Origin of the sequence: Maribacter sp. HS (genome assembly GCF_048059195.1) — a bacterium.
GTDB lineage: Bacteria > Bacteroidota > Bacteroidia > Flavobacteriales > Flavobacteriaceae > Maribacter > Maribacter dokdonensis.
The window spans coordinates 111,840-132,634 of the sequence record NZ_JAYLVV010000003.1 but is presented as its reverse complement, the minus strand read 5'-3'; the positions used below and the strand labels follow the sequence as shown (position 1 = coordinate 132,634).

At 35.8% G+C, this 20,795-nt stretch carries 23 protein-coding genes; 8 read left to right on the top strand and 15 right to left on the bottom strand.

The window, feature by feature from the left end; all coding sequences use genetic code 11:
- The first annotated feature begins 13 nt into the window (after nucleotides 1-13).
- Both VBZ51_RS05710 and VBZ51_RS05705 read left to right on the top strand, forming a co-directional pair.
- Nucleotides 14-682 carry a hypothetical protein gene (locus VBZ51_RS05710; RefSeq protein ID WP_321828320.1) on the top strand — a complete coding sequence of 223 codons (669 nt, stop codon included), beginning with the start codon at nucleotides 14-16 and terminating at the stop codon, nucleotides 680-682.
- A 9-nt stretch (nucleotides 683-691) separates the two neighbouring features.
- Nucleotides 692-874, top strand: a complete 183-nt coding sequence (locus VBZ51_RS05705; protein ID WP_058105087.1) for a CPXCG motif-containing cysteine-rich protein — start codon at nucleotides 692-694, stop codon at nucleotides 872-874.
- On the opposite strand, the gene VBZ51_RS05700 is transcribed toward VBZ51_RS05705, so the two are convergent.
- Entirely contained in the window at nucleotides 875-1,552 is a 678-nt protein-coding gene (locus tag VBZ51_RS05700; RefSeq protein WP_348361031.1) for a head GIN domain-containing protein, read from the bottom strand.
- 163 nt (nucleotides 1,553-1,715) lie between these two features.
- On the opposite strand from VBZ51_RS05700, the gene VBZ51_RS05695 reads away from it, so the two are divergent.
- From VBZ51_RS05695 to VBZ51_RS05675, 5 genes are all read left to right on the top strand, one after another.
- A complete protein-coding gene (locus tag VBZ51_RS05695) occupies nucleotides 1,716-4,031 on the top strand; it encodes a glycoside hydrolase family 113 (RefSeq protein ID WP_416576341.1) in 2,316 nt (771 codons plus the stop codon).
- A 241-nt stretch (nucleotides 4,032-4,272) separates the two neighbouring features.
- Nucleotides 4,273-4,656: a hypothetical protein gene (locus VBZ51_RS05690; RefSeq protein WP_416576340.1), complete on the top strand. Its 384-nt coding sequence runs from the start codon at nucleotides 4,273-4,275 to the stop codon at nucleotides 4,654-4,656.
- 124 nt (nucleotides 4,657-4,780) lie between these two features.
- Nucleotides 4,781-5,815, top strand: a complete 1,035-nt coding sequence (locus VBZ51_RS05685) for a sensor histidine kinase (RefSeq protein ID WP_416576339.1) — start codon at nucleotides 4,781-4,783, stop codon at nucleotides 5,813-5,815.
- On the top strand, nucleotides 5,812-6,573 hold the full coding sequence (locus VBZ51_RS05680) for a LytR/AlgR family response regulator transcription factor (RefSeq protein ID WP_416576338.1): 762 nt from the start codon (nucleotides 5,812-5,814) through the stop codon (nucleotides 6,571-6,573). The genes VBZ51_RS05685 and VBZ51_RS05680 overlap by 4 nt, the downstream gene beginning before the upstream one ends.
- 91 nt (nucleotides 6,574-6,664) lie before the next feature.
- The gene (locus tag VBZ51_RS05675; protein WP_416576337.1) at nucleotides 6,665-6,886 is read left to right on the top strand and encodes a hypothetical protein; all 222 of its coding nucleotides are present in this window, start codon (nucleotides 6,665-6,667) and stop codon (nucleotides 6,884-6,886) included.
- Nucleotides 6,887-7,017: 131 nt separating this feature from the next.
- Here VBZ51_RS05675 and VBZ51_RS05670 read toward each other — a convergent pair whose 3' ends face one another.
- Nucleotides 7,018-8,256 carry a DUF2130 domain-containing protein gene (locus VBZ51_RS05670; protein ID WP_058105094.1) on the bottom strand — a complete coding sequence of 413 codons (1,239 nt, stop codon included), beginning with the start codon at nucleotides 8,254-8,256 and terminating at the stop codon, nucleotides 7,018-7,020.
- A 177-nt stretch (nucleotides 8,257-8,433) separates the two neighbouring features.
- On the opposite strand from VBZ51_RS05670, the gene VBZ51_RS05665 reads away from it, so the two are divergent.
- Complete coding sequence (locus VBZ51_RS05665; protein ID WP_300024704.1) at nucleotides 8,434-8,559, top strand: hypothetical protein; 126 nt, start codon at nucleotides 8,434-8,436, stop codon at nucleotides 8,557-8,559.
- Nucleotides 8,560-8,561: 2 nt separating this feature from the next.
- On the opposite strand, the gene VBZ51_RS05660 is transcribed toward VBZ51_RS05665, so the two are convergent.
- The 13 genes from VBZ51_RS05660 to VBZ51_RS05600 form a co-directional block, all read right to left on the bottom strand.
- Nucleotides 8,562-9,098, bottom strand: coding sequence for a DinB family protein (locus VBZ51_RS05660; RefSeq protein ID WP_416576336.1), 537 nt, complete (start codon nucleotides 9,096-9,098; stop codon nucleotides 8,562-8,564).
- A gap of 29 nt (nucleotides 9,099-9,127) precedes the next feature.
- On the bottom strand, nucleotides 9,128-9,631 hold the full coding sequence (locus VBZ51_RS05655) for a hypothetical protein (RefSeq protein WP_416576335.1): 504 nt from the start codon (nucleotides 9,629-9,631) through the stop codon (nucleotides 9,128-9,130).
- Nucleotides 9,632-9,655: 24 nt separating this feature from the next.
- Nucleotides 9,656-9,868: a hypothetical protein gene (locus tag VBZ51_RS05650; RefSeq protein ID WP_416576334.1), complete on the bottom strand. Its 213-nt coding sequence runs from the start codon at nucleotides 9,866-9,868 to the stop codon at nucleotides 9,656-9,658.
- Nucleotides 9,869-10,015: 147 nt separating this feature from the next.
- On the bottom strand, nucleotides 10,016-10,744 hold the full coding sequence (locus VBZ51_RS05645; protein ID WP_416576333.1) for a hypothetical protein: 729 nt from the start codon (nucleotides 10,742-10,744) through the stop codon (nucleotides 10,016-10,018).
- 193 nt (nucleotides 10,745-10,937) lie between these two features.
- Nucleotides 10,938-12,710, bottom strand: a complete 1,773-nt coding sequence (locus tag VBZ51_RS05640) for a hypothetical protein (RefSeq protein WP_416576332.1) — start codon at nucleotides 12,708-12,710, stop codon at nucleotides 10,938-10,940.
- A 52-nt stretch (nucleotides 12,711-12,762) separates the two neighbouring features.
- The gene (locus VBZ51_RS05635) at nucleotides 12,763-13,830 is read right to left on the bottom strand and encodes a DUF4297 domain-containing protein (protein WP_416576331.1); all 1,068 of its coding nucleotides are present in this window, start codon (nucleotides 13,828-13,830) and stop codon (nucleotides 12,763-12,765) included.
- 996 nt (nucleotides 13,831-14,826) lie between these two features.
- The gene (locus VBZ51_RS05630) at nucleotides 14,827-15,219 is read right to left on the bottom strand and encodes an endonuclease domain-containing protein (RefSeq protein WP_244275699.1); all 393 of its coding nucleotides are present in this window, start codon (nucleotides 15,217-15,219) and stop codon (nucleotides 14,827-14,829) included.
- A gap of 88 nt (nucleotides 15,220-15,307) precedes the next feature.
- On the bottom strand, nucleotides 15,308-15,571 hold the full coding sequence (locus VBZ51_RS05625) for a DUF3471 domain-containing protein (protein WP_416576733.1): 264 nt from the start codon (nucleotides 15,569-15,571) through the stop codon (nucleotides 15,308-15,310).
- Nucleotides 15,572-15,737: 166 nt separating this feature from the next.
- A complete protein-coding gene (locus VBZ51_RS05620) occupies nucleotides 15,738-17,012 on the bottom strand; it encodes an amidohydrolase family protein (RefSeq protein WP_416576330.1) in 1,275 nt (424 codons plus the stop codon).
- A gap of 490 nt (nucleotides 17,013-17,502) precedes the next feature.
- Nucleotides 17,503-18,015: a hypothetical protein gene (locus tag VBZ51_RS05615; RefSeq protein ID WP_074670002.1), complete on the bottom strand. Its 513-nt coding sequence runs from the start codon at nucleotides 18,013-18,015 to the stop codon at nucleotides 17,503-17,505.
- A gap of 166 nt (nucleotides 18,016-18,181) precedes the next feature.
- A complete protein-coding gene (locus tag VBZ51_RS05610; RefSeq protein WP_416576329.1) occupies nucleotides 18,182-19,057 on the bottom strand; it encodes a sugar phosphate isomerase/epimerase family protein in 876 nt (291 codons plus the stop codon).
- A 29-nt stretch (nucleotides 19,058-19,086) separates the two neighbouring features.
- A complete protein-coding gene (locus VBZ51_RS05605; RefSeq protein ID WP_091608835.1) occupies nucleotides 19,087-19,788 on the bottom strand; it encodes an NUDIX hydrolase in 702 nt (233 codons plus the stop codon).
- Between the two features lie 156 nt (nucleotides 19,789-19,944).
- On the bottom strand, nucleotides 19,945-20,793 hold the full coding sequence (locus tag VBZ51_RS05600; RefSeq protein ID WP_416576328.1) for a GNAT family N-acetyltransferase: 849 nt from the start codon (nucleotides 20,791-20,793) through the stop codon (nucleotides 19,945-19,947).
- Between the last annotated feature and the right edge of the window lie 2 nt (nucleotides 20,794-20,795).

The window sequence follows — 20,795 nt, the reverse complement described above, 5'->3', positions numbered from 1 at the left end:
AATTACGAAAGACATGTATAGCGATAGAACAAATAGCGAACTCATAGAGATAATGAACCAACATTCATTGCTCACTTTTGAAGCGCAATTAAGTTTACAGGAGGAGTTGCAAAAGCGTGCTGTTGTTGTGGACCTTAGTGATTTAAACACCACCATTGCAAATAAAAGGGCACAGATCCAGAATTTAGAGTATTTGAAGGATTTTGGTTTTCAAGCAAATAGAACCGTTGACGGATTTACCGTTACAAGAACTCAAAAAGCATTGTTTACAGATGTTTTAGCGGTTATTGTTGGTCTTTTGGTGTTTCTTTTGGGCGTGTACGGTTGTATCAATTTGGTATACACCTTTATAAATGGAGATGAACTGGATGTTTTTACTTTGGCATATAAATTTGCCATGGCAGGTTTAATTTTTATTGGCTTCAGTTTTTTTAGTGGGTTACAACGACTTTTCGATTTTTATGGATTTGAGTTACGTAAGGCGAACGGTTCAATAACCTTAAAAAAACGCTTTGATGTAAAGTTGGAAGAAGTACAGATCAACGCTACCGATATTCATTTGGAAGAGGATGAGGATATTTTGGCCATAAAATTAGGCCATGAGACCATTTTTACTTCAAATGGCGGAAATCTTATACAAACTCTTACCTTACAAGAATTGGCAAAAGAGCTGAAAGCGTAACCATTTTCTATGTTCGAGCATTATTTTCAATGTCCGTATTGCTGGGAAGAAGTTTCCATGCTTCTAGACCCATCTATTGCGCAACAGACTTATGTAGAAGATTGTGAAGTATGCTGTAACCCGATCGAGGTTACTCCGCAATTTCAAGAAAGTGAACTTGTAGCGTTTAATGTTCAGAGTATAGAACAGTAATTACTCGGGTATGGCGATCTTGCCACCAAAGGTATCATCCTTGTCCACTGATTTTGGATTTCCATATACCGTAATGGAACCACCAGCTTTTACTTTTGCAATAACGGCCTCACTGGCATAAACTTCGGCACTGCCACCAGATAGCACTATTACGGTACTGTTTTTAGTCTTTAGCCCCTTGTTAAAAAGTTTACCTCCGGTATTGATCATGACCTCTTGGTTGGTGCTGGTACCCGAAAGTTTTATCTCACTACCACTGGTGCTTTTGGCAGATACATTGTTATAGGCAATATTTAAGGTAATGGTGCTGGCATCTTGTGCTTCGATCGCTAAATCTGTACCAATGACCAATCCTGTAGATATAATTCTAGAATTCTTATTGGCATCTATTATCGATAATGCTTCGGTATAATAAAGTTTAAGGCTTAAGATGGAATTTAATACAGATTCCCCAGAACACATTTTTAAGCGTAAACGTGCATCGTTTTCGGTAATGCTAAGGTCTTTTTTGTGTTCAAGAGGTATTTCGATCTTGTTTTCCTCGCCTTTTACCAGGGTAACGCTAATTCTATCATACACCTGTAACTCGGTAAAGTTTTCTAAAGGAATTACAGCGTTGTTTTGAGCAACTAAAAGGGTAGTGCAGAAAAGCATGGTAAAAAATAGCAAAGATTTCATGAAGCGTTGGCAATTAGATTACAAAGTTAAGATACAATTTGATTTTAAGCACCATGCGACAGCAAATCATAAAACTCCTTTTTTTAAGTTAAAAAACGCCTTGGTCAGCTTTAGGTTTTACAGTTTTGCTATCTTATACTATAGTTTAATCATCTCTTGGTTCATGAAAAGGAAATATCTTTTGGTCACACTTTTTGTAATAGTTGGCATTGTAGGTTTTGCAGGGGTACAATATCTGCCAACATCGGAAAATGAAGGTGTTTCCGTAGCTCTGGATTCCGTTTCTACTAGAAGGGATTTACGTAGGTCGTTCTTTGATAAACGAGAGATTTTAGTGGTGTATGGGGCAAAGGACCCCAACTTGCAACTGCAGTACCAAAAACTTCTGGACGTACTTTCAAAACAAGAACTTACTCGTTCTAGACGCAGTGTAAAGGTGAGTTTTAAATCGGTAGATGAGGTTGGTCAAGAAGAATTTAAGACATCTATTGTCTATTTGGTGGGTGCTGTAAATGAAAACCCTTTCATTAAAAAATATATGGCCAATACGCCGTTTCAAATTTCTGAAACCGATATTACCATAGGGACTAAGAGCATTCCAAATAACAATTCAATTTTAGGCGTTTGTTTTTACCCAAGTCCGGTGGACTCAAAATTACCTTTCGCATATTTAACAGGAACCGATGCCAAAGAAGTGTTTGAACTTTTTGCCGATAAGGTAGCAGAAAGAGGTCAGTCGTTTTACCGTCAGAATTTAGAATATGAGGTATATGAGCAGAAAGAACGATTGGTTATGGGCGATTTTAATATCCGTTGGGGAATTGAAGGGTCTACTTTCTTTGATTTCGCCACAGGTACAAGAGTGTTATTGGATACTGAGGAGTTTAAGTTTATAGACCATCAAAAAGCGATCGATACTGCAGATGTAACTAAAAAATTAAAAGAGATCAAAGCGGCCAAGGCCAAAGTGGTCAATTTTGTTGGTAACGGCAATGTCCCAAAAATCACCTATAACTTTTATACCTGTACAGAAGAGAAAGGTTTAATGACAGGCAATACCGATCACTCTACTTTTGATCCCGCAACAAATGCCGTACATACTATTGTTAATAATATATATGCACATAATAATATAGGTAGGGACAATGCATTGGTTTTATACAACCTAATTGGGGAGAGTAGTAAAACCATATTTAATGTAGGTCTACCTATTTATTTTACGGATACTTGGCAAATGAAAGGCTATAAGTACTGGGCGGCAAGATTGGTAGAATCTGAAAATACGTATACCGTAGCAGAGCTATTGGACAATTCATTTTTAGAAATGGAATCTTCATTGATCAGGGATTGTATGGCAGGTGCCTTCACAGATTTTTTGGTCAAGACTTGGGGTAAGGATCGGTACTTGAAACAATATAAGAACGTATCGCTTTCTGATACTGAGAAAAAAAGATTGAATGTAAAATGGCAGCAGTATTTAGAGGAGTTGCCAAAAGCGCATCCTAAAATCCAAAAGCAAGCAAAGACATTACCCTATCTAAAAGGTTTTAATTTTGCACATGAAGGTTATAGTATTTACAACGGCTACGGTTCTCAAAAAGCGACCGAATCTCTTTTAAAACAAAAGAACATGGGCAGTAATGCCATGGCCATTGTACCTTATACGGGTATTAACGATATTAATACACCAACCCCTTTACACTTTAGTGATAATGCCGGTAGTGAAAATGATGATGCCGTGGTACATGCCGTGTCCATGGCAAGTAAAATGGGCATGTATACCTTGCTAAAGCCACAAATATATGTAGGTGGAAGCTGGCCAGGTGGTATAGATATGCCTACGGATGCCCAATGGGATAAATTTCATGATTATTATTATAGATGGATTCGTCATTACGCCTTCTTGGCAGAAATTCATGGGATGGATGCCTTATGTATTGGTGTGGAATTTACAAAGGCCACTTTGGCAAGACCAGATGCTTGGCGCCAAATGATCAAACAAACCCGTGCACTTTACTCAGGTAAGATCACTTATGCCGCCAATTGGGGCGATGAGTTCGAGAAAATCGAGTTTTGGGACGATTTAGATTTCATTGGGTTGAACTCCTACTATCCATTAAGTAAAAAAGACAATCCTACCAATGCCGAAATGAGCTTAAGGTTTGATACTGTGAAGACCAAAATTAAAAAAGTATATGACCGTTTTAAAAAGCCAATAGTTTTTACCGAAATCGGATTCAGGAGTATAGATACCCCTTGGAAGAATCCGCATGCTGAGGCAGATGAAACTATCAATGAAGAGGCACAGCAAAGGTCTTATGAGGTTATATTTAAGGGAATTCAAAATGAGCCATGGTGCCAGGGCATACTATGGTGGAAATTTCCTAGCTACATAGAATACCGTGGCGAGCATAACAATGCCTTTACTCCAAATAATAAATTGGCAGAGGAAACGGTTAGGGAGTGGTTCACTAAATAGGAAGGCATCCGTAAAAACAAAAGTATACTCTTTGTTTAAAAGCATCAGATTGGTAGTGCTCAAGTACTAATTTCTTCAAAATTATTCCCGCTTTACATCCACCAAAAATAATTCATAACTGTCTAAAGCTGTTTTAGATGGCAAATTCGACAGTTGAGTCACTAATATTATCTGCCTGCGGTATTGCTCAATATCTTTGGGGTATAGAAAAACAATTCTAAAAACTTAAAATTATAAAATCATGAAAAACATTAAAATTTTATCGGCGGTAGTCATAGTGGCCGTCACCTTTATATCATTTAAAGGAGTACAGAAACAAAAGGAAGCAGATAAGGCAGAAATCACTGCTATTTTTGAAGATTGTGTTATTGATCTAGAAGCGCAGTTAGAAGCATCTTTAGAAATGGGCAAATTAAACGCCAATGAAATAGAAGTGGTAGAGATGGCCGAAGAAATAAACTTAGGTTTTGACACCTTTGAATATTTGCCCCTTGATTTTGATCCCTATGCAGGTGCTAATTTATCCGATATAGATTTTGAAATTTTTGAAGAGGAAGAAATAGTGGAATTAGGTTTTGAAACAGCGGCATATTTGCCAAACAATTTTGACGCCTATGCACTTTAAGAAGTTAGTGTAGTTTAAATGTAAGTTGGTCTTTGCTTTTGTGAAGGCCGGCTTTTTTACGTTTTACAAATTCAAAGTTATTATTACGGTATATTTGAGAAGTACCATTTAGAAAAGAGATTACATGGCATTGACAAAGGTTAAACAGGGCGAAGTAGTAAAAACGGCCCTACTTATAGGTATTTTGGTATCGTTGCCAAAAACGATCTATCTATATAATGGTATTATGGAGGGGAATTTAAATTTCTCCATGTCATGGGTAACCGATTTTTTATATAGGTACCTATTTTTCTTCTGTTTTTCTTGGTCGGTCATTCAGTTAAATGCCAATATAGATTATGATGGTTTAAAATGGCCTCCGTTTTTAAAATGGCTATTAATACTGGTCATAAATGTTGTATCGCTGTTTGTAGTGGTCAAGGTAATTATTGCGTTTTATCCTTTGGTAAATGGCAGGGTATTGGAATCTCACGAAGAAGGTTGGGTCAATTTCACCTTCATCAATCTATCTATAGTGTTATTTTTTATAGCCAGGTTATTACGGGTAAGTACGGATAAGCAAGAAAGTAGAATAGAAAATGAACAGTTGAAACAACAGAATTTGGAGAATGAGCTTGCCGCCCTTAAAAACCAGATAGATCCACACTTTCTGTTCAACTCCTTAAACTCGTTATCGTCATTAATTCGTGAGAATGAAAAAGCTACGCAGTTCGTAAATAAGCTTTCATACATGTACCGCTACATTTTGCAGAGTAGCGAGATCAATTTGGTGCCCGTTAAAGACGAGCTAAAGTTTTTACGTAGCTATATTTATTTAATGGAAACCCGTTACCGCGATCGTATACGAATAGAGGTAGATATAGATGAAAAACTCTTAGATCGTAAAGTGCCACCTTTGGCTTTGCAATCGTTAGTGGAGAATTCTGTAAAGCATAATGAGATATCATCTACCAACCCGTTGACCGTTAAGGTGTATTCTACAGAAGAATCGTTGTTTGTGGAAAATCCTATTCGTACGCGTAGCACCGTGGCAGAAGGTATGGGCACGGGCTTGTACAATTTAAAGAAACGCTACTTGCTTTTACTAAAGAATGAAGTTAAGGTAAGCACCCAAAATGATATATTTAAAGTAGAATTGCCCTTAAACCAACCGGCATGAAAGTAATAATTGTAGAAGATGAACTTGCCGCTAGTGATAACTTGGCGTATCTGCTGACCAAGATCGATCCAAATATTGAGATCGTTACGGTGTTAGATACCGTTAAGGCTGCAGTAGATTTTTTCAGTAATCCGTTTGAAGGTATTTTGGTGTTTATGGATATTCACTTGGCAGACGGTATTTCATTTGAGATTTTTGATCAGGTCACTATTAACATCTCTATTATATTCACCACCGCTTATGACCAGTATGCGTTAAAGGCATTTAAAGTGAATAGTATTGATTATCTGTTGAAGCCTATTGATCAAGAAGAGCTTTCAGATGCCTTGGATCGCTTTAATGCCCAAAATCAAAAAAAGGGTATGGACGAGCAGCAGATGCAAAGTCTCTTACATTTAATACAGACCAAGCCCAATAGGTATAAACAGACATTTTTAGTGGGTATCGGTGATCAATTATTGCCTATTAAAACTGCGGATATTGCCTATTTTTATATAGATACCGGTATGGTAAAAGCGGTTACGGTACAAGAGCGTTCGTATGTTTTGGATATCAAGTTAGAGGAAGTGGAAGAGGCACTTGATCCAACACTTTTCTATAGGGCAAACCGGCAATTTATAGTACGTAGAGAAGCTATTGTTACTATAAAACTACACTTTAACAGTAAGCTGTTGGTAGAAGTCCATCCGCCGTGTAGTGAGCGTATTGTAGTGAGCAAGGCAAAAGCATCGGATTTTAAAAGTTGGGTAGGTAGGTGAAAGTAAAATTTTTATTTTTCATCAAATCATGTAACAATTTGCACAAAAATGCTACATATAGGCGTAGTTAATTATCAAAATCGTCCAAAACATGCAAAAACACATTCAGCCCCTTACCATGAAAATTTTAAAATACTTTATTCTTACTGTTGGTGTTTTAGGTTTAGTGGCAACACTTTTAAATGTGTTCTATTTTAAAGATACATCAAGTAGTAATTTCGGTAGTTTTATAAGCTGTATATATTTAATATTCATCTCTTTTAGATTTGAAAAGATGATCACCTGGCTAAATTCCAAACTAAAAAGAGCTTAGCGACCAGCACGCAGCGATAACGCACTTACTCACCAACAAACTAACTAACTCACTATTTCACCAACAACTAGCTCACTAACAAACTAGTTCACTAACACACTAAATCACTAATAAACTAAACAAACTAACAACTAATCATCAATCTCCGCATCCGGAAGGTCAAGAATCGTTGAGGTAGATAATGAGTTACCGGCAATACCTTTAATAGAACCAAACAGCACGTTAATATTCTCTTGAACGCCCCAAATTTGCTTTTCCCTAACCGCAAAATTCTTGTAGGCGGCTTTTTTCTCGTAGTTCAGTTGCTTGATCATAGAATCATAGTTTTCAATAATTCTATTGATATTCTGTACAAACTCGTTACTGGTAAGGTAAGAATACAAAAGTTCCATTTTATCGCCCTTGTTCTCGTCAGATGATTTGATCGATTGTGTTTTTAGCAGCAACTCGCGCAGCACCAGTGATACACTTTTTACCTCATTGAACCCACAGATCCATACACCGTTCTTCTCACCAAAGCGATCCATATCTGGTGGAAAGGTCTCCGTAACGATCACCGCAATATCTGCCTTGCAATTGATCTGGTCTTGCTTCAGCTTATTGATCCAATCATTACTGAAGTTCTTGGTACGCTTGCTCTCATATACGATAGAACCACAGGTCTGCTGAAGAGAGTTAATCACCGTTTGTATACAATCTGCACCACGAATACCCTTGCCAACCTCGTCTATATTATCAAAAGGGTAGGTGTTACGTAGCAACTCTTCTAAGGCAAGTTCTTGTATTTCGCCCTGCATTTGCATAGAACCTTGTTCGGCCTTACGCTTCATTTCATCAATAAGTTTCTTTTGGTCGTCCAGTTGCTTTTGGTATTCCTTCTCTTTCAGCGCCATGGCCTCACGCTCTTTTGCCTTGGCTTTTTCTTCTATGATAGATTGCTTCTCCAACAACTCTTTTTGCACGTTCATCTTCAGTTCCTCGGCTTTCTCCTTTAATTCGTTCTCACGTTTTAAAAGATCGATCTCTTGGGCGCGCAAAGCTCTGTTCTCCTCTTTCTTTTTTTCGTTCTCTTGTTGTAGGGCACGCAATTGCTGCTCAAAAGATTCGTTGGTCTGCTTTTGTATTTTTTCAGATTCCTTGGCAAGGCGTTGCGCCAGCTTCTCTTTAAAAAGCTCGTTCTCCTTTTCTTTTTTCTTCTCGAACTCTTCTACCTCAAGTTCAAGCTTTCTACGTTCTTTATTGAATTTCTCTGCCTGCTCTGCTACTTTACGTTCGTATTCAGCCTTAAAATGAGCCTGCATTTTGCCAGAAAGCGCCTCTTCTACATCAAACTCATGCGCACAATTCGGACATTTAATTTTATCTACCATGTTCAAATATCATTTGTAACTATAAAAATACAGAACCCAAATTAGGCATACAATCTTTAGGCGATAATCCAATCAGAAATACACCATGTTATTGTTGGCGGACTGACAATTGTCATAGAATAAACAGCCGTTAGAAATTACATTTACCGCAATTAAAATGACCAAACTATGATAACAATGAATCTTCCCTTGGTGAACTGGAGCAATGGTGTAGTAATGATCGCCGTATTTGCCGGTGTCTGCATTGCCCTGGTAGGGATTGTGCTTTCTATTATGAATACCGATAAAAAGAAGCAGGAGTAATATTATTGATACAAAACGTACCGTGGTGGCGTAAGTCCGTTCAAGCGCATGGCAACCAACATTTGCCCTCTATGGTGGGTAATATGGTCTGCCAACAGCATACATATTTGCCTTTTAGAACGATCTAGCCCAAAATAATCCAAATGATCATCCAATGCTTTGGGGTCAAAATCCTTTAATAAGGCAATAGCTTCGGTAAAGGTTTGGTCTATACGCGCCATCATTTCCGCCTTGGTCTTATGGGCAGGTTTAAAAATGGTATCGGTTTGGTATACACGGGCTTCACGACCACCTAAGAGCGACTGGCTATGCCAATCTAACGCAAAACCAATGTGCATTAGATTTTCGGAGAAGCTCAAAGATTCTGCTGTGGCTTTGTAACCATATTTTTCTTCGGGCATCATTTCTGCGACTAAGAGCAAATACTTGCGGGAGTTCTCCAAACGCTCAATACTATTTTCTAGAAATTGATCTTGCTGGGCAACCAACGTTATGGAGGTAAACAGGATGAAAGAGATAAGTGCAATTGTTTTTTTCATGATGATCGATGATGAAGTGAGCAACTAATTTACTCCATTTGTTGCAGTGAACAGCCATTTTTACGCTCTTCTTGGGAGAGAATCCAAACATTGATGACTTTTTGGTCTAAGTCATTTTCTTCATTTGGCATTACAAGGTCTATGGTCGCAATACTTTCTGTAGCTATGGTATAGGTATCATGCTCTAATAGATAGCCGTTTACATACACCGGATTATTTTCTTCCAAATCAAAAAAGGCATTGAGTTGTGTTTGCGTTTTAAAGGGTATATTTTTTTTTAGTTTGGCAAACAAAATACCGTTTGCCGTAAGATTATAAAAATGCGCTTTGCGACTAGGTTTTTCCTTTATCACTGCTATTTCTTCCATGTCTTCCTTTGAAGTGATGATGTTTTTATTGGCGATAATATGCTCGTCAATCAAGAATATTGGGCAACTAATATTTGCGGCCTGTGGCAGTTTATTGAAGCTGTCTTGGGCATTGCTGTATACATGAAGTAGTATGAAAATAATGGTGGAGAAGATGGTTTTCATAGGGATGGATAGCTTACACCAGTTTTACTCAGTTTTATGTCTCTTTGAACTACGTGCAATTTTATAGATTAAAAAAAGCGGAATTAACATGGGTATTATACCCAAAGCATTTTTCTTATAAATGGATGCCACCGTGCCAATAACAAATATGGCTGCGAGAAAGCCGATCAATGCAGCATTGATTAATTGTCTTTTTCTCAATTTCTTTTCTTCAATTTTAAGATTATTGTTGTTCAAATTGGTGAATGGTTTTAATAGTCCGGCTATGATTTCGACCCGGAAGGATTGAAATCAAGATTATTTATTTTTTAGGTCAATTTAAGAATATTTGAAAAGGGACTTAAATGTTGGTTTGAATTATAGCTTATGTTACCTGCTGGCTTTTTATTCAAATTCAATATTAGGATAATGAGGTTTCCATAATTCATTCAATTCGACATTTGAACTGGCAAAGTTCAAATCACTGATGTTATTTTTTAAAAGTAATTGTTTAAATCTATCAGAAATATAAGTTCCCCAAGAATACAACGGAATTTGAAATAGGTCTATAGATGAGTCAAACCTTTTGTTGAATACAATTCTATTGCTTTTGAAGTGGATATTTTTTAAGTCTTTAGTTCTTTCTTTCTTTTCCCTTTCTTTAATATCGAGGGAATAAATGTCAGTAATTTTTGATGAAATATTTCTATTCTCCTGTATAAGCTTTAAAAGGTTTTCATGAGATTCTAATTTACCCTCTATTTTTTCATCTCTCAGTATTAAAATTTCACTTTCATCAAAGTTTATCCAGTTATAACAAAGCATATTTTCAGAAGTTTTTAACTTGACTTGCCTATAATTCAATGATTTATAGAATCTGAATAAGCCCATATCCACATTCACTTTTTTAACTATTACCGGTGTCAAATCGTAAGGGATAATATTACTTTTTTCAAATAAATCGAATGCTTTTTTATTCATGACATAATCGTAAGAGAAGAGTATGTCATTTATTGAGTTAAACTCTTTGTCATTATATAGTCTACAAACTAAAGTCTTTTGTCCATTTATGATCTTTTCGTCGCATTGCTCTATTGAGCCAGAATCATTAATATGTAAAGTGTGGTATTTCATTATTCAGCTTGCAGGTAACGTTAAGTATAAGAAATCGTAGGGCAGGTGGTAAGCACTTTCGTTACGGTTTATTACTTAGCTAATTATAAATATTTTGCTTTTATCTTTTTTGTTCTAAGCGCCAAATTTTATACTTAGAGGACATTGTTAATATTCACAGACCTTTCGGTTTAGCACAAACGCCCTATGTTTTTTATACATTGTTAGCAGCTGGGCTTTCTCCGTCAAATATTTTTTTCACATTTTCATATTCTGATTTAAGCATTAATCTCTCCTTGGTAAGAGTTATTATTTTAGCTTTTTTTCTGAATTGTTCTAAATGTTCGTTTTCCATAGCACATAATAAAACTTGCGTTTTTTTAGATGTCTTATTCGTTAATAGGTTGACTATCTTTTCATAATTAGTGTCTGATTGTTCTTGTTGATTTGGTGTATCAATAACTAATGCAGACTTAACTTCGTTTCCGTACTTTTCAACCATAGTAAAGACACTTAGATAATAAGCTAAAATAGCTCTTGAGCCTTCTGCTGCACCACCTTCTTTAATGACTTTATTATAATCTAAAGGAGAACTAATATCAGATATGTTAACAGCTTCAGCATCTAATAATTCTATATAGTCTGAAAATATAGAACTAAAAGAATTGTTTATTTCTTCTACGTCTTCAGGTGTAATTAATCCTTTTTGTTCTTTACTTATTCCTCTAATTTCCTTTTTAAATGTATCTACTGAATTAACTTTTTGAACTTTATCTTTTAATACATTTTTTTTAATTGAATTACCTGCAATATTTTCAATTATTTGATTGAAATCTATGTTTTTAGTTTCAATGATTTTCTCAGAATCATCTTCTGAATCTAAAGAGATTGAAGGCTCTTCATTAATAATATATTTTTCATTAATTTGATTAATACTTTCTCTAGCGTTAGTTAATTTAATATTAGCCTTAGTTAGTTTTGTATTAACCTTATCAAGCTCTGTTAGAATAGATTCTAATTGATTTTCAGCTTGACTTTTATCAGTCATTATTGAAGTCCTATTAATTATAGAGTTCTCGTGAACAATTCCACACAAAGGGCATTCAACTTCGTCTTCTTCTATATTTTCAATAGTGAATTTATAATCTTTGTCAAGTTCCGATATTATTTTTTCTGTGATTACTTGTTGTTGCTCTAGATATACTCTGTCTCCATTAAATATTGTTATCTGACTTAATACTTTTTCTTGCTCTTCTTGTAACTTTCTTAAGTCAATTTTAATTTCTTCAGTTAGTATTTCAAATTCTTTGGTTTCGGTTATGGTGTTATTTATTTGTGGAATATAATCTTCAACTATTTCTAAAGTTGTTTTTATTTTCTCAATTTGAGCTTCAACTATTTTTTTTAAATCTTTCTTTTCAGCTTTATCATTTTCAAGTTCAAAATGTTTTGGAGTAAGTAAACCAACGTGATATTTGACAATTGTACTTCTCCAGTTAGAAAACTGATCTAGCTTTTCGAAATTGTCCCAAGCTTTAGACCAACTTCTTTTTTGGTCAATATAAAATGGTAAAAAATAAAATGCAGGTGGTGGAACTTCCATTAAACCAGAACTACGGTTTGGAAGAAGTGCTTTAAATTCTAAAATTTCAGCTAATTTTTTAGAATATTCCCCTGTAATTTTCTCATAATTAATAAATTCACCATCATCAGTTTTTAAAGAGATATTATTTTTATAGCGCTTAACAGTATATAGAGTTGTATCAACAACGAATTCTACGATAGTTTTACTATCAGTTGTACCCCAATTTGTATCTAAAGTCGGTTCACAACCGATTCCCCAAAACAATAATTTTACTAGTGTTGATTTTCCTACACTATTGTCAATTGCCGTTATTAGATTCAATGTTTCGCTGAACTCGAATTGATTTGCTGTTTTTGTTGAATTTGATAGAATCAGCAGACGTTTGAATTTTAAGTTTGGCATTCTTTGCAGTTCTTAAGTTTCTTATTAATATTTTAAAATTTTCTTTACCCATTTACGCCATCATTATATATTCACAAATTATCGCACTTCTTATTTCAGTTTCATTATTAAATTGTCTCAGAAATTTTTTAGGAATCTGATTTTTTACATTCTCTATTAATGTTTCTAAAATATCAATTCCTTTATCTATGTTGATTTGAATCTGTTGAGTAATAAAATTAGTGGTATCAATTTGAAGTGTACTACTATTACTTATTCTTTTAGTACGATATCTGTCGAACGAACGTTTTAGTAATTTTGATTTTATAGAGTTAAGCCCTAATTCAGAACAGATTGCATAAAATTCAATTTCAACTTTATTTTCGTCTTTAATACTTGTAAAAGCATTAATTACTTCTGTCACAGTTATAGATGTCAAAGCTTTTTTAGATAGCAAATCATCCCATTTTGTGTAATCGTAGGTTACTTTACCTTTTCTATTAACTTCATCAATAAGTAATCGATATATCTCTACAGGACTGGAATGAGAATTAGGAAATAAATTAAAAACAAGTTTAGCAATTGAAGCAATAACGTCATTTTGAAAATTCTTTTCTGATAGTTCAGGAACGATAAATTGAATATTAGAAGGTAATGTTGCAATATCCATTTCTTTTTTTATAGCATCTTCTAATTTTTTGAATTGAGTGTCAGATAAATCGTCTAATGTTATCTTGTCGAGTTTTAAACCTTCTTCTTTTAGTTCAAGAGAGAAATCATTGAGAGCTACTAAATTTAACTCAGTTATTTCATGTTTAAAAGGCTTTTCAAAACCACTACTAATTAGTTTTCCTAGTACACATTTATTGTTTTTTTTCTTAGTAACTAGTTGATATGTATTTAGCTTTCCTTTTGTTGTTTTGACTTGATTAAATTCAAATTTTGCTTTTGAAGAATTTAAAGAGTTACTTACAACTACATCTTCGTGGAGTTCAACAAATACAGCATATTCATCAGTTTCAATATGATTATTTAAAACTCGATATAATGCCCAGTGATATTGATATGAGTATTTTTCAAAAGTTTCAGAACCCGCTTTTTCTCTTTGCGCTGCTAGAAGTGGATTTTGTTTTTTACTCATTTTCTGGTTTTGTTGTTTTTGCCTTGCTGCTAACAATTGTGTATGTGTACAATTACACATATTCTCAAATAATAAGGTATATGTGCAATTGCTATTATAAAACATTTTCAGCTAAAGTGGTAGGGGAGTATACTTTGCTTGCTAATGCAATATAAAGAAGTTATGGTATATTTTCTTACGGCTTTCCGTAAAACTGTCAGAAAAATAAATGGGTAGCCTGCTATAGGGCGGGGAGGTTTATAATTGAGATCAGAACACCTAAGAACCCACCCCTTTGGTCCCCTCCCAAGAGGGGAGGTTAGCGTCTTTGTTTTGGGTTTGTTGGTTGTTGGGGATCTACGTTTTCAAAAAGGTTACCACCACTTTCTTATCTAAAAAGTGAAATAATAGTCACAAATTGTTCCCCTCCTCGGAGGGGCTAGGGGTGGGTTTTTAAGGGTTAGCATGTTCCATAAAATCTACAGCACCCAATCACCCACCCCATTGGTCCCCTCCCAAGAGGGGAGGTTTTCGTCTTTGTTTTGGGTTTTTTGGTTGTTGGGGAGCTATGTTTTCAAAAAGGTAGCCACCACTTTTTTATCTAAAAAGTGTAATAATAGCTAAAAACTATTCCCCTCCACGGAGGCGCTAGGGGTGGGCCCTACCGGGTTAGCATGTTCCATAAAATCTACAGCACCCAAACACCAACCTCTTTGGTCCCCTCCCGAGAGGTGAGGTTTTCGTCTTTGTTTTGGGTTTGTTGGTTGTTAGGGAGTAACGTTTTCAAAAAGGTTAACTAGTATGTTTTATTTAAAATGTCCAATAAAAGTCACAAACTGTTCCCCTCCTCGGAGGGGCTAGGGGTGGGTCCTTTAGGGTTAGCATGTTCCATAAAATCTAAAGTACCCGTTTACCCATCCCTCAATCCCCTCCCGAGAGAGGAGGTCAGCGTTTTTGTTTTAGGTTTTTTGGTTGTTGTGGAGCTACGTTTTAATGATGCCGACGCTCGCCCCGACCCTAAAGGGTGCCCGCGCGCAATATTGAGTTAATGTGATCAATTAGCCCTTTAAATTCATTTAGTACTTGATCATTTGTGAATCTTAGTTCAGAAATACCAATATCTTTTAGATATGTAGTTCTTTCTTTGTCTTTTTCTATTTGCTCTGGTTTTAGATGATAACCACCATCAATTTCAATGGATAACTTTAGTTTATGACAATAAAAATCTAGAACATAACCTGCAATAGGGTGTTGCCTTCTAAACTTATAACCTTGTGGTTTGGTTTTGAGATAATTCCATAAAATACATTCTGTTTCAGTCATAGAAGCTCTCAGTTTTGCAGCATTTCTAAATACCGAAGGTGTTGCTCCATGGTGCATTCCAGATACGTTTGTTTTATCTTTTTTCATTTCTGTATTGTAGAAAATCCACCCTTTAGGGTTGGGGCAAGATTTTCGGGGCTTCTTGTTTTGATGCTAGGGTGTCTACGTTCTAAAACTAATCAATCTCACACTGCTCCACCTTCATACCGTTCATTTCCTGTCCGTTTTGAAATAGGGTCAAACTTTCTGTATTTCCGTTTTCGTCTTTTATGAACTGAATTTGTGCGGCAACTTCTTTTAAATAAAAAGTATCTTTCGATTTGGCGAAAATATTGAACGATGGCTGCCCCGTTGCCTGTGCTTTTAATTGTTTACCATCTTTGGTAATCGTAATTTTAAAAGTGGGCATCAATTCGTAGACGCCTAAGTTACTTTCCAGTATATTAATTTAGGAGTGCATCTATTTCTTCTGATTTTGATTGCCCGATTGCTGCAGTGCTTATTAAAAGCATAACAGATAAGCAAGTAAGTAACATACTGCCAATACTGCGATGTAATGATTTCATAATTTGTTTTTTTTGATTGATTGAATTACTCTAGGTTATTTATTTTTCATTCTTATAAACTGTACCGTTTTTCATCACGAATTTTACGTGTTCCAAAGTGGAGATGTCTTCTATTGGATTTGTGTCTACAGCAATAATATCTGCGAGCATACCTTCTTTTAATTCACCACGATCCGTGAGTCCTAGCATTTCTGCACTATTGGTAGTAGCGGTTTTGATAGCCTCTTTAGTACTCATGCCACAATCTATTAATGCCGCAAATTCAATGGCGTTTTTTCCATGTGGAATAATAGGCGTGTCCGTCCCAAAAGCAATTTTAACATCTGCTTTTATAGCTTTGGTAAGGTTTTGTTTGGCAATGGGCATTACATATTCTGCCTTACCGGCCATAACGGGATCCATTTTTTCTATCATGGGTTCTATTATAGTAGCCAGTCCCCTGGTAGGTACTAGATAAACACCATTTTCTTTCATAAGTTGAATGCCTTCATCATCTATAATAGACCCATGTTCAATAGAGTACACGCCGGCCTTTATTGCCTCTTTAATACCTTCTGTACCATGTGCGTGGGCGGCAACTTTAATATGGTGCCTAGCAGCTTCGTCAACAATGGTTTTCATTTCCTCATTGCTTAGTTGTTGGGCGCCAATGGCATCTTCCATAGAGAGCACACCTGCCGTGGCGTGCATTTTTATGAATTTGGCACCATGCTTAATTTGATATCTTACCGCTTCTATGGCATCATACTTACCATTGATCACTCCGTCATTTGGACCCACAGTGACCAAACCTTCCGCCAGTCCTAAAGAAATATCCCCGTGTCCGCCGCTAATGGTAATCATATGTCCCGATGGAATAATTCGTGGTGCAGCAATGGTACCTTGGTCAGAAGCCTCTGAAACGGCAACATCAATTAATTCTGGTGTAATATGCAACTGCCCTATACTTCTAATGGTGGTAAAGCCTGCCATCAGTGTTTTTTCAGCATTTGCAACGGCCCTAATAGTACCTTGACTGGCACTTTCCTTATAAACATAGTCCCAACTACCTTTAAATTCCCCATCTAAATGCACGTGCATGTCCATAAGCCCGGGTAACAATATTTTACCCGTTAAGTCAATCGTTTCCAAACCTTCAGGCAATGCCTTTGGATTAATGGATTTGATACTTCCATTTTCAATGAGTAGGTTGGCAGGTGAAATTAACTTACCGGTTCTAACATCTAAAAAAGAAGCTGCTTTTATGAGTTTTGATTGTGCTAAAACGGATGATGTAGTTGCTAAAAGGATAAGAAGGGTTAAAACTTTTTTCATTTGGTCAGATATTTGTTTTACGGTTTTTTAAAAAAATCCAATGGTTATGGATTTACTATAAAGATAATATTATAAAGTGTTAGGGGAGAGTACTTTGCTTATGGAAAGATACAGAAGTTTGATTAATAAAGATTAGTGGATAGAATTAAAATAGCTACAAACCGTTCCCCTCCCGAGAGGGGAGGTTAGCGTTTTTGTTTTGGGTTTGTTGGTTTAGGGAGAATTACGTTTTCAAAAAGGTTGCCACCACTTTTTTATCTAAATAGTTTAATAATAGTCATAAACTATTCCCCTCCTAGGAGGGGTAAGGGGTGGGTTCTTTAGGGTCAGCATGTTCCATAAAATCTACAGCACCCGATTACCCATCCCTCAATCCTCTGCTTAGAGGGGAGGTTTTGGTATTGTTACTATACTGATAGCTGCTAAAACAAAAAACCGCTGTAAAGAAAGTTCCTTACAACGGTTCACGTTTGAATTAGTCGAGTTTGTACTAAACGAATAGCAGTATAATAGTCAAAACCATACCTGCCAAAGAAAAATAAAGTCCTTTTTTGAAAACTGAAGTTTTGGGCAAAAACATCCAAAATGATGAAATCACGAAAAACAGTAATGATAGCCCAAAGAAAATATTCAAGAAATAAACAGGGCTATTGGTCGTGGCTTTATGTAGGTGCTCCATCTTATCTAAGATAAATGGAAGTTCCATCTTTTTTATGGTAGCCATACCTGTAGCTTTATTGTATTGCCCTTGCTTAAAATAGACTACATCACCTTCCGTTTTTTCCGGTTTTATGCCACCTTTAACGCGTAGTGCTCCGCTAAGTTCACCAGCTTTTAAGTTTGGCTGTAATTGCTGCTCAATTATTTTTTCACTCTTAAGAAAATCGGTCTGTCTAAAAATCATGATTATTCCGCTTATGGAATACATAGCCATAATACCTGCTAGAAAGAAGCCTAGGTAGCGGTGAATAATTCTCATTCGTAAACTGGTGGTCATTTTCATTTTATAAATTTTAAAGTCGGTTTTGCGCGTGCAAATGTAAGATTATAGTTAATAAGAGTTTTAGACCTAAAAAATTATAAAAGGTTTAATCTGGACAGTGCAAAAAAAAGAAAACCCCAAAGAAAATAAATTCTTTGGGGCAGTCTCCGTTGTTTGGTATTTAAATTTATTTGAAACCTATTTCTTTAATGCCTTCATGGCTTATTTTAATAGCTTCTAAAGGTTTTAGTCCGTCAAAAGTCATGTCCTGTTCTACCATGTAATATTTCATGCCAGAAAGTTCTTTGTTGTCCAAGATGTTTTCAAAACCGATAGATCCTGTGCCAACAGGGGCAAATCTTCCTTGCTCATCCATGTCTTTTACATGCCAAATTTTAAATCTTCCCGGATATTTGTTGAAGTAAGCAATTGGGTTGGCCTCAGCCTTGGTTACCCAATATAGATCCATTTGAAAGTTCAATAATTTTGGGTCTACATTTTCCAATAGGTAGTCTATGGGTACAATACCATTTTCATTCTTTTTAAATTCAAAATCATGATTATGGTATAATAATTTTAACCCTGCCTTATTTGCTTTTTCTCCTAAGGTGGTTAAAATTTCCGCCAGTTCTTCTACGGTACCGGTCATGCCCATTTGCTTTGTTTCTTGATCAAAGGTAAACATGCCCATTGGTGGAATAGGAACAACGAAATACTTAAAACCGGCGGCTTTGGCATCTGCCATCATTTGATCGGCATTGTCAAGGGTAACCGCGCTTTGGTGCGTACTGATCGGTTTCAGTTTTAAAGATTTTAATAGACCTTTAAAGTCAGATGGTGTCATACCATAGTATTTTCCATTGTCATAACCTGCAGCTTCAATATTCTTGTATCCTGCATCTGATACCGCTTGTAATGTAGCTTTGGCGTCTTTGCCCATGTCATCTCTGACCGTGTAAAGCGCAAGACCTCCAAATTTCTTTTGGGCAAAAGTGGTTACCGTGCCCAGCATAAAGAGGGCAATTGCCATGCATTTAAATAAGTTGTTAGTTGAATTTTTCATTGTTGTTGTATAAAGTGTGAGTATTATTTTTATTGTTTAAAGCTATATAGATAAGGTGCTTTGTGTGCCTTGCCTTCAAAAAGCTTCTCATGACGTTCTAAAATATCCAATGACAGCATTTTACGTTGAAAACTTGTACGTCTTAATTTTTGGTCTAGGATTGCCTCAAAAACCTGTTGTAATTGCTTCATGGTAAATTTTTGGGGCAATAGGTTGAGTCCTATCAATTTTTCGCTAATGTTATTACGAAGAACCTCTAATGCTTTATCCACGATTTCATTGTGGTCCATCATTAATTTTGGAACATCATCTATTGCGTACCAGCCAATACTGTCAGATAAATGATCTGGTTTTGGGTCTACCTCTTCATAATTGATCAGTGCGTAATGGCCAACGGTTAAAAAACGATCCATCATCCATTGGTTTTCGGGGGTGTTTTTGTTGCTACCATCTAAAATACGGCTCATGGCATAAGAATCTGCCCTGTCAACTTCACCAAATACCTGAAACTGATCTAGGTAAACATTAGTTAATCCGGTACGTTCTTTTACCCCTTGTTGTACGGCTTCTTTTAAACTTTGATTTTTTCTGATAAAGCCACCCGGTAGTGCAAAAAAACCAGTGTTATGATATTCAAGAATGAGTATTTTTAACGACTTACCATTAAAACCGAATATGACACAGTCATAAGAAAGGTTAGGAATGTAATTCGTATTATTTGCACCTTTCATGAGTGAATTTGATAAAATTTGAATAGTTTTTTCAAATAAAGCACAAAATTGAACACTATCAAAGAATTATTGTCATAAAGTGAGACAATAAATAAATAATGCCGATTTTGAGTAGTCATGGTCTCAAAACCGGCATTCATTATGTGTAGTGTTATATTACTTTTCTTTGTAATACCAAACGTTCATACTCTCCATAGCATCTCTTACCATACAATTATTGGTAAGGGTGCCGGCAAGAACAAACCCATGTTTGCTAAAGGTGATATTTAAACCGTATGAGGTAGCCCTTACCATGGTATAAAGGGTTTTGCTTCCATAAATATTCATTTGACCCTTAATATCCTGTACAAGGTAATAAGAAAGATTTTGACCTCTAAAATCTGGATGGGTTACAAAATCTACAATCTCCATATTCAGTTCGCTTTCATTAATGGCAAGTATGGCAGAAACCAATAATTGACCATTTTGAAAGAGCCCATAGAACTCATGGTTCAAACTCTTTAATTTAGAGAAGTATTCCGCATTCTTAATTTGATGCGGGTGATATTTATACGCTTTCTGATGTAAATCTTCTAAATTTTTGAAATCCGAGTCCGTGAGTGACCTTATTTTCAGGTTACTAGGCATTTGAAGATGTGGATCTGTTTGAGGTTTATTAGCGGCTTCTGCAATGGTCTTTACCGAGCTAATGGTCTTTTTGGTCTTTTCATCATGGGCAAGACGTTCTTGCTTGGTGTATTCTGCAAGAAAATAGCCATCAATTGTACCACGATACAAACCTGGTATTTTAGCCTCCACTACAAACCCTTTTGATTTTAAAACCTTGACACCTTTTTCCGATGCTTTGCCAAGTATTTTTTCGTAGTTTTTCTTTTTGGCCAAATCTTTCATTTTAAGAAGCAAATGGTCTAGATTGACATTTTCTGCTTCAGAAAAAAAGATTCGTTTGTGCATGTTACCATGATAGACCAAGGCGCCGTCTATATTTTCAATTGTTTCGAACATTA